Origin of the sequence: Pseudomonas sp. RIT-PI-q (assembly GCF_001297125.1) — a bacterium.
GTDB lineage: Bacteria > Pseudomonadota > Gammaproteobacteria > Pseudomonadales > Pseudomonadaceae > Aquipseudomonas.
The window spans coordinates 173,315-188,166 of record NZ_LHPC01000025.1 but is presented as its reverse complement, the minus strand read 5'-3'; the positions used below and the strand labels follow the sequence as shown (position 1 = coordinate 188,166).

Sequence of the window (14,852 nt, the reverse complement as noted above, 5' to 3'; positions counted from 1 at the left end):
ACCTATGAAATTGGTCGTTAATGGCTCTTACAACAGACCAATAGCCTGCCTAGGATGCAGACATTCGCCAAGGGATATTTCCATGTATACGCCAAGCTACTTTGCCATCAAAGATTTGCACGAACTGCAGCAACAGATACCCGGCACCCGCCTCGCCCTGCTGGTCACCCATGGCGAACAAGGCCTGCAAGCCAGTCATCTGCCGTTGCTGCTGAACACTGAAGAAGGGCCGAATGGCACCCTCTACGGCCACTTCGCCAAGGCCAATCCGCAGTGGAAAGAACTGCAGAATGGCGCTGAAGCGCTGGTGATTTTTGCCGGCGCCGATGCTTACGTCAGCCCGGGGTTTTACCCCAGCAAAGCCGAGCACGGTAAACACGTGCCGACCTGGAACTACGTCGCCGTGCACGCCTACGGCAGCGCCGAAGTGTTCACCGATGCCGATCGCCTGCTCACGCTGGTCAGCGCCTTGACCGATCGCCATGAAGCCGGTCGCGCCCTGCCGTGGAAAGTCGCTGACGCACCCGCCGACTACATCGATGGCATGCTCAAGGCTATCGTCGGTTTTGCCTTGCCGATCCAGCGCCTGGAAGGCAAACGCAAGCTCAGCCAGAACCGCAATGCCACAGACATCGCCGGTGTGCGTGAGGGGCTCGCCGCCAGCCCGGATGCGCACGACCAGGCCCTCGCCCACTTGATGCTTAAGGAATGAACATGAGTCAGATCGAGATTCGCCAGGTCAGCGCCGATGACCACGCCGCGTGGCTGCCGTTGTGGCAGGCCTATTTGCGCTTCTACAACACCGAACTGCCGGACGCCGTCACCCAAAGCACCTGGCAGCGTATGCTCGACCCGAGCGAACCAACGCACGCCGCCCTCGCCTGGGCCGACGGCAAAGCGTTGGGCCTGGTGCATTTCATCTACCATCGTTCGAACTGGAGCATCGAAAACTCCTGCTACCTGCAAGACTTGCTGGTGACGCCCGAAACCCGTGGCACCGGCGTCGGCCGCAAGCTGATCGAATTCGTCTACACCACCGCCAAAGAAGACGGTTGCTGCAAGGTCCACTGGCTGACTCACGAAAGCAACGCCACGGCGATCCAGCTCTACGAGCGCATCGCCGAACGCCCCGGTTTCATCCAGTTTCGCAAAGCCATTTAAGGTTCAAGGAGAACAGCATGTCGACTTCACTCGCCGATTGGAAAGGCGTCCCGGCACCGTCGGTTGAAACGATCGAAGGACGTTTCATCCGCCTGGAAAAACTCGACCCGGCACGCCACGCCGACGGCTTGTGGAAAGCCCTGCAAGGCCCCGGTTCCGATCCCAAGCTTTGGGACTATTTGCCTTACGGGCCCTTCCCCGAGCGCAGCGCCTTCAACGATTGGCTGAACAACCACGCCGCCAACAGCGACCCGTACTTCTTCAGCGTCATCGACCGTGCCAGCGGCGACGTGCAAGGCATCCTCAGCCTGATGTCGATCGTCCCGGCCCAGGGCCGCATCGAGATTGGCCACGTCACCTTCGGCGCACCGATGCAGCGTTCGCCGAAAAGTACCGAGGCGGTTTATTTGCTGGCCAAGGAATCGTTTGCCCTGGGTTACCGACGCCTGGAATGGAAGTGCAACAACGGCAACGCGCGCTCCAAGTATGCAGCCGAGCGGCTGGGCTTCAGTTTTGAAGGGGTGTTTCGCCAGCACATGGTGGTCAAGGGGCAGAACCGCGATACGGCGTGGTATTCGATTCTGGATTCGGAATGGCCGGTGGTTGGGGCTGGGTTTGAGAAGTGGTTGAGCGATGAGAACCAGACGGATTCGGGGCAAGTGAAAACGTTGGCGGAGTGCCGCGGCTGATCTTCAGCGCCTGGAAGGACGCCTTCGCGGGCAAGCCCGCTCCCACAGGATTTTCAGCGAACACAAATGCCGAGTTCGCCTCAGAAACTGTGGGAGCGGGCTTGCCCGCGATGCTTTTCAGGGTTCGTTAACGTATGGATTTATCGAGCTTCCAACCCAACGCATCCAACGCATCCAACGCATCACACCCATCCTGGATCAGGATGTGCGCTGCACTGACGAAATGCTCAAGGTCGTGTCCCTCGGCTTCTTTGACGCACAGGCAGGCGACGCTATTGAGTAGATTGCGCGCGGCTTTTATTCGGTGGACGGCGGTTTCAAGAAGATCGGCAGCGCGGGCTTCGGTGTCAATGTACAGCGTGTCGCCAGCGCTGAAACTGCCTTGCAAGGGATGATACTTAGCCATGGTCTGACTCCGGTTAGTGTCGGGAGGTCTTCTTTATTTTGACCGGCTAAGATCAGTCACCGATTCGTCGGCGCCGGGCGAACTATAGGCGAGCTCTAAAACGAAGTACAACCCGGTTTTCTCATCTCGGAGGTGTCCTACGTGACGCTCGGAATGAGGTGACGTCTGCAAAATGTAACCAACCTTGAAGCCTTCATACCAACAACTTCGGCCCCTTGAGTAGTCGGTGCAGTATCAGTCGCGCCGAATCCTCAAAACTCCCATTCTCATTCCAAACAACCTGAAAACTTTATTCAGCGATTTCAGAGTCTGGTTCCCTTCTCCATGCTCCATATGCACGAGTGTCCGAACCGAAATTTTGCACATCCTTGCGAACTGACTCTGGCTCAGGCCCGTCACCTCGACTCGCAGCCGACGGATCGCTTGATGGATGCTAAGAGTGTCGTTTGCGAGGTCATCAAGAATGCTATCAAGCAGAATCATCCGCTCCAGTACAGACATCGTCATACCGTTTCCTCCATTTAAACCAAGCAAAACGATGTGCAAAATAATGCATTCACGAATCTGAACGCTGCCCAAAAAACGCATTAAATTGCATATAAATGTGTGTTTATCCGGTCAAAATGCAAAAGAATGCATTTGCGCAGACATCATTCTGTAAAAACCCTTCGCTATACAGGACGCCCCGCTTATAACAACACGGACGTCCACCCCATGCCCTTCTCGCCCCAGCGTCTGGCGCTCAGCATCGCCCTGTTGATCAGCACTGGCGTCAGTGCTGCGCCGTACAAAAACGTGCAGATCGACACCGCGACCACCATCGCGCAAACCCTCGGCGGTGCGGACACGTTGACGATTTCGGCGCCTGGCAGCATTACCAACGCCGGCAAGACGGTCAGCCTCAAGGACGCTACCGCCGGCGTCGGTGTGAAGATCGATAACGCGGGGAAGATCATTTCCACCGGTGGGCGGGCCATCGACAGCAGCGGCGACCTAACCCAGGCGCGCAACTACAGCATTTACAACCGGGCCGGCGGGCAGATTCTCGGGTTCAACGACGCCCTGCGCATCGACAGCAATTTCGCCAGCGGCAGTCTGTTGATCGATAACAGCGGCATCATCCGCTCCACCACTGGCCAGGGCCTGGACCTCGATGCGCTGCGCAGCGCCGGGGTCACGACCACCATTATCAATCGCGCGGGCGGGTTGATTCGCGGGGATGCCAGCGATGGCATGAAGACCGGCGCCAACGCGACCATCACCAACTATGGCGAGATCTCCACGGGCGATGCCCACAACGCTGACGAGAAGTTCGATGGCATCGATATCGATTCGGCAACCGGCGTGACCGTGACCAACTACGGCACGATCTCCGGTGGCCGCCACGGCATCACCACCGACCTGGGCGCGACACTGACCAACTACGGGCAAATCACCGGGCGCAACGGCTCGGGTTTCGGCTCCGATGGCGATGGCACCGTAATCAACCACGGCACCATCACCGGTGCCTATTCCGGGTTGCAGCCCAACGGTGACGGCGATGGCGTGGACATCGACAAGTTCGCCCACATCGAAAACTACGGCACCATCCAAGGCATCGGTGCAGGTGGCGTCGATAAGAACGGCTTCGCCAATGGCAGCGAAGGTATCGCGCTCGGTGGCGGCTACGTGCTGAACGCCAAAGACGCGCTGATCAGCGGCGCCAACAGCGCCATATTGGTCGACGACGGCAGCGGCGGTTCCGGCGTGGCCGCGACGACCCTGGGAAACTTCGGGGGCATTCAAGGCCTCGATGGGTTTGGCGTGAAGTTCGTCGGCGAGTTTGCCGACAGCGTGATCAACGGCGGGACCATCAGCGGCAGCGACGGCCTGGCGTTGGACTTGGGCGGTGGCAACGACAGCCTGACCCTGCGTAACGGCAGTCGCTTTGTCGGCGTGGTCGACGGCGGCAGCGGAGTCGACCGCGTGGTGATGGATGACGTGGCGGGCGGCAGCTTCGGCGCCAGTCGCCACTTTGAATGGCTGGAGGTCAAGCAAGGCGCCTGGACGCTGACCGGCAGCGGCGATTTCAGTGACGGCGGCGCCGTGCGCAATGGCGCGACGCTGATCAACCAGGGCGGTATCGCTGGCAGCCTGACAGTCGACGCGGGTGGCGTGTATGCCGGCGGTGGTTCGGTGGGCAATCTGCTGGTCAATGGCACCTTGCAGACCAACACCAGACTCGGCACCGCGATCATCACCCGCGACTTGACCATGGGCAACGGTTCGACCTTGGCCTATGGCGTCAACGCCGATGGCAGCAGCGCGCCGATTCAGGTAGGCGGCACGGCCAACCTCAACGGCGCGACGCTGGCGGTGAACCCAAGCGAAGGCACTTATCCGTGGCAAAGCCACTACACCGTGTTGCAGGCGGCGAGCGTCAACGGCACCTTCGGCAAGGTCACCAGCGACTACGCGTTCATCACGCCGACCCTGGCCTACACGCCCACCCAGGTCGACCTGACGTACACCCGCAACGATGTCGCCTTCAACGAATTCGCCGTCACCGGCAACGGCAGCAGCGCCGCCAACAGCCTGGCCTCCATAGGCCAAAACAATGCGCTGTACAACGCCCTGCTCAATACCACTAGCGCCACGGCGGGCGCGGCCATCGAGCAGCTCAGCGGCGCCAGCAACGCCGACCTGACCAGCGCGACCCTGGGTGTCAGCAACCAGATCGGCGGTAGCATGCTGTCGGCGATGCAACAGATGGGCAGTGGGTCCGCATTGCTGGTGGGCCTCGAGCAACGGGACACGCCGGTCCTCGCCGCTAACGGCGTACCCAACGCAGCACGTAATCTCAACGATCCAAACGCCCAGGGCCGCCTCTGGTTGCAGGCCATCGGCGGCTACGGCAAGCTCGACGGCGAACACGGCAGCAGCGGCCTGGAACAGCGCAGCAAAGGCACGGTGCTGGGCGTCGACTGGTCACTCGATCCGCAATGGCGCCTGGGCGTGCTCGGCGGTTATTCGAAGACCGATCTGGATGCTACCGGCGTCGATGGCAATGTCGAGAGCTGGCACGCCGGCGTCTATGCCCTGCGCCAAAACGGCCCGTTGGCCGTGCGCCTCGGCGCGGCGTACAGCGGTCATCAGGGTGAAAGCAAACGCACCGTGGCCTTCAACGGTTTCAGCGACCGGCCCAAAGGCGATTACGACGCCGACAGCCAACAGGCGTTCGCCGAACTCGGCTACGCCATGGGCAGCGGCCGCCTCAGCGCAGAGCCGTTCGCCAACCTCGGCTACCAGCGCTATCACCGCGACAGCTATCAGGAAAAAGGCGGCACCGCAGCCCTGCAGGTCGACGGCCAAACTCAGGATAATTTCAGCACCACTTTCGGCCTGCGCCTTGCGCACCTGAGCAGCCTGGACAACGGCATGAGCCTGACCCCGCGCATGACGGCCGGCTGGAAACACACCTATGGCGACGTCAGTAACTCGACTCGCCAGGCCTTCGTGGTCGGTGGCACGGCGTTTAGTGTCGATGGCAGCTCACTGGACCGTGACAGCCTGGTGCTGGAAGCCGGGCTGGATGTTGGCATCTCGGCGCGGCATAGCGTCGGGGTTGGCTATAGCGGCGAGATCGGCAGCAACAGCCGCAATCATGGGGTGATCGGGCAATGGCAGATGAGTTTCTGACAGAGCGATAGAGACGCTGGTCTCGATTTTTTGTAAGAAAAATCGTCTTCTCTCTCCGATAAAGTCAGCCGCCTTTAAGCGGTTGCCTTTTTTCCGCGCCAAACGCCGACATCAGCCGCAGCACCTGCGGACGCGCCTGACATCGGTATTTGTGGCTGCCTTTTAGAGTTTGGTCTCCTGTCAAAAGAGGCCAGACTCCGATGCCCACTCAACACACTTACCGACCACAGCACCTCGCCTTGGCGATTGCGCTTGCCTTGGGTTGCGCTGATTTTGCGATTGCTCAGCAGACCACGGCCGAGATGGATTTTCCCACGGCTAAAACGTCGGCGGCGATCGCCGACTTTGATCGCTTCCTGAACGCTACCGACACCCTCTCCCAAACGATCAAGAAAGCAACGGACGGCAGCACCCTGCAACTGGATGATCGCAATGATTTGATCACGATTGGGACTCGCGGGAGTATCACCGGACTGCTGGATGGCGGCAGCGGTGAGAACGCCGTACAACTCGATGCCGCAAAAGGTGGCAGCCTCGGTGACACCCGCCAATTCCAGCGACTCGACGTCAAGCAGGGTTCCTGGACAAAGACCGGTGAAGGAGACTTCAGTACGGGTGCCCTGGTTCGTCCGAAAGCGACCCTTGCCAATGCAGGACGTATCGCCGGCGATGCGTGGGTTCAGGGCACTCTGAACAATAAGGGCGATATCGATGGCCGCGTCGACGTCTTCGAAAAAGCGGCGTTCAGTGGCAACGGCAGCGTGGGGGCCCTCCACGTTCAAGGCCACATGACGGTCAACCGATTGCAAGGCGCACCGACGGTGAAAGGCGACATGAGCCTGTCCAAAACAGCGGTCTTGTCCTATGAGGTCAACCCCGACGGTTCCAGCGAAACCATCAAGGTCGATGGCACAGCCAAACTCGATAGCACGACTCTCAAAGTCGTCACGACAGAGGGCGAATTTCCGCAGAGCAGCCAGTACACAATCATTGAAGCCAACAAGATTGAAGGCCAATTCGGCACGGTCATTAGTGACCTGGCTTTCATGACACCAACCCTGCAGCACAACGAAAAGAATGTCGGCCTGACCTATGCTCGTAATGAAGTGCCTATCGAGAGTCTTGCCGATACTGACAACGGACGGGAGTTCGGCAAAAGCGTCATCGAGCCACTCCAAAATAGTCCGGAAGTTCAAATACCCTCGGACAGTGAAAACACTGTCGTCGCCGCAGCGACGCCAACCACCAGCACTGACACACCGCCCGCAGCGTCGCAGCCTTCGACTGCCGCAAGCGCTTCCGCTACAACCCAAAAACCAGTATCGAACGCTGCCATCACCACCCTGCTCGCCTCCAACAAAGAAACGGCCTCATACGCCCTCGAACAACTGGCCGGCTCCAGCAACGCCAACCTGGCCAAAGCGACCTTGAGCAGTGTCGATCCAGTCAGCGGCAGCATGCTTTCGGCCATGCGCCAATTGGGCACAGCCAATCAGAGCAAACGCAACAACGCACCACGCCTGGCTGCCGGCAGCGAAGACAATGGCAGGGTCTGGCTGCAAGCACTGGGTCACGGCGGGAAACTGGATCGCGACATTGAGCCCTTGCAACATTCGACCAAGGGACTGCTGCTGGGTGCGGATTGGAGCATCGACGAGGAATGGCGCCTGGGGGTCATGGGCGGTAGCTCTCGTACGCAATTGGATAGCCGCGAACTCGATGGCAATCTCGATAGCTGGCATCTCGGCGCTTACGCATTGAGGCAGAACGGTCCGATGTCACTTCGGCTTGGCGCGACTTACGGCAGCCACGATGGAAGCACCGCACGCCGGGTCGCCTTCAGCGGTTTCAGTGATCGCCCAAAAGGCAGCTACGATGCCAACACCCAACAAGCCTTCGCGGAGGTGGGTTACAACCTTGGCCGCTACAACGTCAGCTTCGAACCGTTCGCCAGCCTCGGTTACCAACGCTATCAGCGCGACGGCTACACCGAAAAAGGTGGGGCCGCGGCGTTGAAGGTTCATGAGCAGGCCCAAAGCAACATGAACAGTACGTTTGGTTTGCGCCTGGCGAAGGTCGAGACCCTGGATAACGGTATGCGGCTGACACCGAGATTAAGTGCTGGCTGGAAACACACTTACGGCGAGCTCTACACCCACACCCGCCAACGGTTGGTCACTGGTGGCAACAACTACACCGTTTACGGAGCGGAACTGGATCGCAACAGCCTGCTGGTGGATGCCGGTCTGGACCTTGGGCTCTCGGCAAATCACAGCGTGGGGGTTGGCCTTACCGGCGAAGCCGGCAGCGACAGCCGCAGCTACGGCGTGATGGGGCAGTGGCGGATGGCGTTCTGATCTTCCACTGACTCAACACAAATCCTGTAGGAGCTGTCGAGTGAAACGAGGCTGCGATCTTTTGATCTTGCTTTTAAAAAACAGAATCAAAAGATCGCAGCCTCGTTTCACTCGACAGCTCCTACAGGGAACGATTTGATCGGCGCACAAAAAAAAGGGGAGCACATGCCCCCCCGAGGTTTAAAACGGTGTGATCCCGGCTGTTAACTCAGCCTTCGATCTCGATCAGGATTTCGCCCGGATTCACCCGGTCGCCCTTGGCCACGTGAATGGCAGTGACTTTGCCGGCAATGGCGGCCTGGACTTCGGTTTCCATCTTCATGGCTTCAGTAATCAGCACAGCCTGGCCAGCCTTGACGGTGTCGCCTTCCTTGACCAGCACGTCGACGATGTTGCCCGGCATGGTGGTGCTGACATGGCCCGGTGCAGTGGCTTGCTTGCGCTTGCTGCTGCCGCCGCTGACGAATTCGTTGAGCGGTTCGAACACCACTTCTTCCGGCATGCCGTCGATGGACAGGTAGAAGTGGCGCTTGCCTTCAGCCTTGACGCCAACACCGGTGATGTCGACGCGGTAGGTTTCGCCGTGGACGTCGATGACGAACTCGGTCGGCACGCCTTCGCCACCGGCCGAGGTCACGCCACCGGCTTCAGGAATCGGCAACAGCACTTCAGGTGTCAGGGTGCCCGCAGCACGTTCTTCGAGGAACTTGCGGCCGATGTCCGGGAACATGGCGTAGGTCAGCACGTCTTCTTCGGACTTGGCCACGGCGCCGATTTCGGCACGCAGCTTCGTCATTTCAGGCTTGAGCAGATCGGCTGGACGCACGTCGATCACGTCTTCGCTGCCGATCGCCTGGCGACGCAGTTTCTCGTTCACGGTGCCCGGCGCCTTGCCGTAGCCGCCTTGCAGGTAAAGCTTCACTTCATTGGTGATGGTCTTGTAGCGCTCGCCTGCCAGGACGTTGAAGAACGCCTGGGTGCCGACGATCTGCGAGGTCGGGGTCACCAGCGGCGGGAAGCCGAGGTCTTCACGAACGCGCGGAATCTCTGCCAGCACTTCACTCATGCGATTCAGGGCGCCCTGCTCTTTCAACTGGTTGGCCAGGTTGGAAATCATCCCGCCCGGTACTTGGTTGACCTGAACGCGGGTGTCGACGGCGGTGAATTCGCTTTCGAACTGGTGGTACTTCTTGCGCACGGCATAGAAGTACAGGCCGATCTCTTGCAGCAATTCCAGGTTCAGGCCAGTGTCGAACTCGCTGCCTTTAAGGGCGGCGACCATCGACTCGGTGCCCGGGTGGCTGGTGCCCCAGGCGAAACTGGAGATCGCGGTGTCGATATGGTCGGCACCGTTTTCGATGGCCTTGAGTTGGCACATGGCGGCCAGGCCAGCGGTATCGTGCGAGTGAATGAACACCGGCAACGATTGCTCGGACTTCAATGCCTTGACCAGTTCGCCGGTGGCATACGGGGTCAGCAAGCCGGCCATGTCCTTGATCGCCACCGAGTCGCAACCCATGGCTTCCATTTGCTTGGCTTGGGCGACGAAGGCCTCGATGGTGTGCACCGGGCTGGTGGTGTACGCGATAGTGCCCTGGGCGTGTTTGCCGGCAGCTTTGACCGCTTCGATAGCCACACGCAGGTTACGCACATCGTTCATCGCGTCGAAAATGCGGAACACGTCGATGCCATTAACCGCAGCCTTGGCGACGAAGGCCCTGACCACGTCATCGCTGTAATGGCGGTAGCCCAGCAGGTTCTGGCCACGCAGGAGCATTTGCAGGCGCGTGTTAGGCAGCGCAGCGCGCAGTTGGCGCAGACGCTCCCACGGGTCTTCTTTAAGGAAGCGTACGCAGGCGTCGAAGGTCGCGCCGCCCCAGCATTCCAGCGACCAGTAGCCGACTTTGTCGAGCTTGTCGCAGATCGGCAGCATGTCTTCGGTGCGCATGCGGGTGGCGAGCAGCGATTGGTGGGCGTCGCGCAGGATGGTGTCGGTTACATGGATCTTCTTGCTCATTGTTCTATTCCTCACAGGCCTGCGTGGGCGGCGATGGCGGCGGCGATGGCCAGGGCCAGCTCTTCGGGTTTGCGCTTGATCGAGTAGTTGGTCAGTTCAGGGTGGCTTTCAACGAAGCTGGTGTTGAACTGGCCGCTACGGAATTCCGGGTTGCGCAGGATTTCCTGGTAGTACGCGGCGGTGGTCTTGACCCCTTGCAGACGCATGTCGTCGAGGGCGCGCAAGCCACGGTCCATCGCCTCTTCCCAGGTCAGCGCCCACACCACCAGTTTCAGGCACATGGAGTCGTAGAACGGCGGAATGGTGTAGCCGGTGTAGATCGCCGTGTCGGTGCGCACACCGGGGCCGCCGGGGGCGTAGTACCGGGTGATCTTGCCGAAGCTCGGCAGGAAATTGTTTTTCGGGTCTTCGGCGTTGATCCGGAATTGCAGCGCGAAACCGCGGTGCTGGATGTCTTCCTGTTTTACCGAAAGCGGCAGGCCGGACGCGATGCGGATCTGCTCACGCACAATGTCGATGCCGGTGATTTCTTCGGTGATGGTGTGTTCCACCTGCACCCGGGTGTTCATCTCCATGAAGTACACCTCGCCCTCGGCGAGCAGGAACTCCACAGTGCCGGCATTCTCGTAACCCACAGCCTTGGCCGCACGCACCGACAGGTCGCCGATGTAGGCGCGCTGTTCCGGAGTCAGTTGCGGGCTCGGGGCGATTTCGATCAGCTTCTGGTTGCGACGCTGGATCGAGCAATCACGCTCGAACAGGTGCACCACGTTGCCGAAGCTGTCGCCAAGAATCTGCGCTTCGATGTGTTTCGGATTGACGATGCACTTTTCCAGGAACACTTCCGCGGAACCGAACGCCTTGGTGGCTTCGGAAATGACCCGAGGGAACGCTTGTTCAAGTTCTTCCCGGCTGTCGCAGCGACGGATACCACGGCCGCCACCACCGGAGGTGGCCTTGAGCATCACCGGATAACCGATGCGGTCGCCTTCAACCAGGGCTTCGGCGATGTCCGCGACGTTGCCTTCGGTTCCCGGGGTGACTGGTACGCCCGCCTTGATCATGCTGCGACGGGCTTCAGTCTTGTCGCCCATGCGGCGAATCACTTCAGCCGATGGACCGATGAACTTGATCCCGCGCTCGGCGCAGATGTCCGCCAACTCAGCGTTTTCCGAGAGGAAGCCGTAGCCGGGATGCAAGGCATCACAGCCGGTTTCCACCGCCAGATTCACCAGTTTGCGCGCGTTCAGGTATCCGGCCAGTGGCTCGGCACCGATGCTGTGGGCCTCGTCCGCACGCTTCACATGCAAGGCATGGCGGTCGGCGTCGGAATAGATCGCGACCGAGCGAATGCCCATCTCGGCGCAGGCACGCACGATTCGTACGGCAATCTCACCACGGTTGGCGATCAGGATCTTTTTTATCACTTGGAGGTTCCCTTGAGCCGGTGGTACTCACGACCTGCTAGACCAGGTCGACGCGTGACCAAATGTTTCAATTTGGTCGCAGCACCACACTAGCCCCCACAAGGGATTAACAAAAATGATTAATTATTGGGTCAGACATAAGTAAAGACTTATAGTTGATGCTTCAGCCTGCGGCGAGAGCGTCTAGATAATGCGTAAGTCATTGATGCGTATGACATTGCGTCAATTGCAGATTTTCAACGAAGTCTGTGATTTGCGCTCCTACAGCCGTGCGGCTGACGAAATGTCTCTCACACAACCGGCTGTCAGCCTACAGATCCGTCAACTTGAGGAGCTGATTGGTCAGCCTTTGTTCGATTACGTCGGCAAAAAACTCTACATGACCGAAGCGGCCGAAGCACTCCAGCGCGCCAGCCGGGACATTTTCGGGCGCCTGGAAAACCTCGATATGCAGCTCTCGGACATGCAGGGGTCGTTGCAGGGTCAGCTGAAACTGGCGGTGGAATCCAGCGCCAAGTATTTCGTGCCGCACCTGTTTGCCGCGTTCAAGCGCCAGCACCCGGAAGTGAACCTGCAACTGACGGTGGTCAATCGCGGGCAGGTGATTCGACGCCTGTCGGACAACCGTGATGACCTGGTGATCATGTCCATGGTGCCGCAGGACATGGGGCTGGAGTTCTTGCCGTTCCTCAACAACCCGATCGTTGCCGTGGCACCACCGGATCATCCGCTGTGCCACATGGGTCCGCTGCGCTTGCAGGATCTGGAACCCTACACACTGCTGATGCGCGAACTCGGCTCCGGGACGCGGCTGGCGTGCGAAGAATATTTCAAGGAGAAGCGCGTGCACTTCAACCAGACCCAGGAGGTCTCGTCTGCCGAAGCTCAGCGTGAATGTGTGCTGGCGGGTCTGGGCGTGGCGCTGTTGACGCGTCACGCCCTGAACCTTGAGTTGGCGACAGGCGGATTGATCGAGTTGCCTGTCGAAGAGCTGCCGCTATACCGCAGCTGGTGCCTGGTGCAGGCCAAGGCTAAACGCCTGTCACCGGTGGCTCACGCATTCCTTGCGTTTATTCGTAGCGAACGGGTGCAGATCAGCGCGCTGGTTGAACGTTTCGACGCGAAGTTGCCGGCGCGGCCTGCCAGTAGTTGAGCTCTACATCAGGAAAATCGCCAATCTCGGCCAGAAGCTGACGGCGTTCACAGCGATCTTCGATAGCGCGGCGAAATTCCATGCGGCGCTGGTCTTCTTGCTGGCGACGGGTTTTGACAGCGCTGTTGCGTTCTTCGTAGGGCTGGGCCATTTCGAGTCTCCCAAGGCGAGTACGGGAGTTACACGATGAACGTTGGGGATGACGGTTTGGCGGCGGGTGGGTTACAGCGATGTGAATATTGGCAGATGACAGGGGGTGTTTTTGAGGATGCCTTCGCGGGCAAGCCCGCTCCCACAGGGTTTGGTGGTGTTTACGCCTTTTGCGCAACACCGCCGATCCTTGTGGGAGCGAGCCTGCTCGCGATTAAGGTCGGAACGACCTTACGACGACGTCAGTCGTCCAGCGCTTTCACCGATTTGGGCGACAAGCGCAAACTGCGAAGGCTGCGTTTGACGCTCTTGAGGTGATTGACCAGGCTCGGCCCACGCGCCATGGCCACGCCCATCGCCAACACGTCGATCACCACCAGGTGGGCGATACGCGAGGTTAGCGGCGTGTAGATTTCAGTGTCTTCGTGCACATCGATCGCCAGGTTGACGGTCGACAGCTCCGCCAAGGGCGTCTGGCTCGGGCACAACGTGATCAGCGAAGCGCCGCTTTCGCGCACCAGATTCGCGGTGATCAACAAATCCTTGGAACGCCCCGACTGGGAAATACAGATCGCCACGTCAGTTGGCTTCAGGGTCACCGCCGACATCGCCTGCATGTGCGGGTCGGAATACGCCGCAGCGGTCAGCAGCAAACGGAAGAACTTGTGCTGGGCATCCGCCGCTACCGCGCCCGATGCGCCAAAACCATAGAACTCGACCCGCTGGGCCTGAGACATGAGCGACACCGCCCGCTGCAACTCCACCGGATCGAGCTTCTCGCGAACCTCCATCAATGTATGCAGCGTGGTGTCGAAGATTTTCAGGCTGTAGTCAGCCACCGAATCGTCTTCATGGATCGCGAACTGCCCGAAACTCGCGCCAGCCGCAAGGCTCTGCGCCAGCTTCAACTTCAAGTCCTGGAAACCGGAACAACCAATGGCGCGGCAAAACCGCACGATGGTCGGCTCACTGATACCTACGCTGTGGGCCAGGTCGGCCATGGAGCTGTGCATCACCGCCGCGGGGTCAAGCAGCACGTGGTCGGCGACCTTGAGCTCCGACTTGCGTAACAGGTGGCGTGACTGGGCGATGTGTTGCAGCAGATTCAAGGGGCTGGACTCTTTGTTATTGGCAGGCGCCGGGGATGTAGCAAGCTTGTAGTTATACTACATGAATCGGCTTTTTGCCTGCTCAATGCGTAACCATATCCCTCGACTTCAGGTGCGCGCGCTCGATGTAGCGCTCATCGTCAGTGACCAGGCGAGCCACCGATCCATGCCCTCCAGGGTAATGGCGGCAACTAGTCGAACCACGTTGAGTTTCTCTTGTTAGTTGCCACGCAATCAACAACATAAAACATACAACCTTACAAATACCAACTGCATATACCCACCACAAATGAACTTAGTTGGGTATATTGCTCGGGCAGGAAGCAACATCACTTAATTAATGGAGTTATACACTATGAGCATTAAAACCAAAGATTGGACCGCACAAATTGACCGCATGCCAGGCGCCGCTTCTTTCCGCACCTTTGGCACCGTAACCGTTGCGCACACAGGCGTTACGCCGAAACTGGAAATGACGGCCATTCAAGACAAATCCTTTGATCTGCGACTGGAATTGAAACTTGAAAATTCCAATGAGATTTCGCTGCAAGTCGAAACTGATAAAGTTGTTGAATATAAAGTATTGGGTGACTCCAATGTCACCGGCGTCAGCATCTTCTACGAAGGGAAGTTGCTGCATCATATTGATAAAGTGCTGATTACCCACTAACAGCACAGCGCTTAAAGATGTCCCGTCAGACCATC

13 protein-coding genes are annotated in these 14,852 nt (G+C 59.1%); 7 read left to right on the top strand and 6 right to left on the bottom strand.

All coding sequences use genetic code 11. The features are described 5' to 3' along the window. The first annotated feature begins 82 nt into the window (after positions 1-82). Genes AEQ67_RS10565 through AEQ67_RS10555 form a run of 3 tightly spaced genes read left to right on the top strand, consistent with a single transcriptional unit; the run spans position 83 to position 1,850 of the window. Entirely contained in the window at positions 83-712 is a 630-nt protein-coding gene (locus tag AEQ67_RS10565; RefSeq protein ID WP_059403813.1) for an FMN-binding negative transcriptional regulator, read from the top strand. A gap of 2 nt (positions 713-714) precedes the next feature. Then, a complete protein-coding gene (locus AEQ67_RS10560; protein ID WP_059403812.1) occupies positions 715-1,161 on the top strand; it encodes a GNAT family N-acetyltransferase in 447 nt (148 codons plus the stop codon). A gap of 17 nt (positions 1,162-1,178) precedes the next feature. Next, on the top strand, positions 1,179-1,850 hold the full coding sequence (locus AEQ67_RS10555; protein ID WP_059403811.1) for a GNAT family N-acetyltransferase: 672 nt from the start codon (positions 1,179-1,181) through the stop codon (positions 1,848-1,850). 127 nt (positions 1,851-1,977) lie between these two features. Here AEQ67_RS10555 and AEQ67_RS10550 read toward each other — a convergent pair whose 3' ends face one another. Then, the gene (locus AEQ67_RS10550; RefSeq protein WP_059403810.1) at positions 1,978-2,256 is read right to left on the bottom strand and encodes a hypothetical protein; all 279 of its coding nucleotides are present in this window, start codon (positions 2,254-2,256) and stop codon (positions 1,978-1,980) included. A gap of 234 nt (positions 2,257-2,490) precedes the next feature. Continuing rightward, positions 2,491-2,763 (bottom strand): helix-turn-helix domain-containing protein, encoded by a 273-nt coding sequence (locus tag AEQ67_RS10545; protein WP_059403809.1) that lies wholly within the window; start codon positions 2,761-2,763, stop codon positions 2,491-2,493. Positions 2,764-2,970: 207 nt separating this feature from the next. Here AEQ67_RS10545 and AEQ67_RS10540 point away from each other — a divergent pair, with 207 nt between their 5' ends. Together AEQ67_RS10540 and AEQ67_RS10535 are read left to right on the top strand one after the other, a co-directional pair. Further along, entirely contained in the window at positions 2,971-5,934 is a 2,964-nt protein-coding gene (locus tag AEQ67_RS10540; protein ID WP_059403808.1) for an autotransporter outer membrane beta-barrel domain-containing protein, read from the top strand. Positions 5,935-6,134: 200 nt separating this feature from the next. Continuing rightward, entirely contained in the window at positions 6,135-8,291 is a 2,157-nt protein-coding gene (locus tag AEQ67_RS10535; RefSeq protein ID WP_059403807.1) for an autotransporter outer membrane beta-barrel domain-containing protein, read from the top strand. A gap of 208 nt (positions 8,292-8,499) precedes the next feature. On the opposite strand, the gene oadA is transcribed toward AEQ67_RS10535, so the two are convergent. Both oadA and AEQ67_RS10525 read right to left on the bottom strand, forming a co-directional pair. Beyond that, entirely contained in the window at positions 8,500-10,308 is a 1,809-nt protein-coding gene (gene oadA / locus AEQ67_RS10530; protein ID WP_059403806.1) for a sodium-extruding oxaloacetate decarboxylase subunit alpha, read from the bottom strand. Between the two features lie 11 nt (positions 10,309-10,319). Beyond that, positions 10,320-11,735, bottom strand: coding sequence for an acetyl-CoA carboxylase biotin carboxylase subunit (locus tag AEQ67_RS10525; protein ID WP_046030798.1), 1,416 nt, complete (start codon positions 11,733-11,735; stop codon positions 10,320-10,322). Between the two features lie 190 nt (positions 11,736-11,925). Between AEQ67_RS10525 and AEQ67_RS10520 the strand changes: the two genes are divergently transcribed. Next, positions 11,926-12,888, top strand: coding sequence for a LysR family transcriptional regulator (locus AEQ67_RS10520; RefSeq protein WP_059403805.1), 963 nt, complete (start codon positions 11,926-11,928; stop codon positions 12,886-12,888). On the opposite strand, the gene AEQ67_RS10515 is transcribed toward AEQ67_RS10520, so the two are convergent. Together AEQ67_RS10515 and hexR are read right to left on the bottom strand one after the other, a co-directional pair. Continuing rightward, on the bottom strand, positions 12,830-13,039 hold the full coding sequence (locus AEQ67_RS10515) for a PA3496 family putative envelope integrity protein (RefSeq protein ID WP_059403804.1): 210 nt from the start codon (positions 13,037-13,039) through the stop codon (positions 12,830-12,832). The genes AEQ67_RS10520 and AEQ67_RS10515 overlap by 59 nt on opposite strands. A 241-nt stretch (positions 13,040-13,280) precedes the next feature. Continuing rightward, positions 13,281-14,147 (bottom strand): transcriptional regulator HexR, encoded by an 867-nt coding sequence (hexR, locus tag AEQ67_RS10510; protein WP_008027445.1) that lies wholly within the window; start codon positions 14,145-14,147, stop codon positions 13,281-13,283. Positions 14,148-14,502: 355 nt separating this feature from the next. Between hexR and AEQ67_RS10505 the strand changes: the two genes are divergently transcribed. After that, positions 14,503-14,817, top strand: a complete 315-nt coding sequence (locus tag AEQ67_RS10505; protein WP_059403803.1) for a hypothetical protein — start codon at positions 14,503-14,505, stop codon at positions 14,815-14,817. Positions 14,818-14,852: the final 35 nt, after the last annotated feature.

What these genes read in the sequence shown, in the direction of transcription:
- oadA (WP_059403806.1), bottom strand. Translation starts at nt 10,308, where the DNA reads ATGAGCAAGAAGATCCATGTAACCGACACCATCCTGCGCGACGCCCAC.
- AEQ67_RS10535 (WP_059403807.1), top strand. Translation starts at nt 6,135, where the DNA reads ATGCCCACTCAACACACTTACCGACCACAGCACCTCGCCTTGGCGATT.
- AEQ67_RS10550 (WP_059403810.1), bottom strand. Translation starts at nt 2,256, where the DNA reads ATGGCTAAGTATCATCCCTTGCAAGGCAGTTTCAGCGCTGGCGACACG.
- AEQ67_RS10505 (WP_059403803.1), top strand. Translation starts at nt 14,503, where the DNA reads ATGAGCATTAAAACCAAAGATTGGACCGCACAAATTGACCGCATGCCA.
- AEQ67_RS10555 (WP_059403811.1), top strand. Translation starts at nt 1,179, where the DNA reads ATGTCGACTTCACTCGCCGATTGGAAAGGCGTCCCGGCACCGTCGGTT.
- AEQ67_RS10565 (WP_059403813.1), top strand. Translation starts at nt 83, where the DNA reads ATGTATACGCCAAGCTACTTTGCCATCAAAGATTTGCACGAACTGCAG.
- AEQ67_RS10545 (WP_059403809.1), bottom strand. Translation starts at nt 2,763, where the DNA reads ATGACGATGTCTGTACTGGAGCGGATGATTCTGCTTGATAGCATTCTT.
- AEQ67_RS10560 (WP_059403812.1), top strand. Translation starts at nt 715, where the DNA reads ATGAGTCAGATCGAGATTCGCCAGGTCAGCGCCGATGACCACGCCGCG.
- AEQ67_RS10540 (WP_059403808.1), top strand. Translation starts at nt 2,971, where the DNA reads ATGCCCTTCTCGCCCCAGCGTCTGGCGCTCAGCATCGCCCTGTTGATC.
- AEQ67_RS10520 (WP_059403805.1), top strand. Translation starts at nt 11,926, where the DNA reads ATGCGTAAGTCATTGATGCGTATGACATTGCGTCAATTGCAGATTTTC.
- AEQ67_RS10515 (WP_059403804.1), bottom strand. Translation starts at nt 13,039, where the DNA reads ATGGCCCAGCCCTACGAAGAACGCAACAGCGCTGTCAAAACCCGTCGC.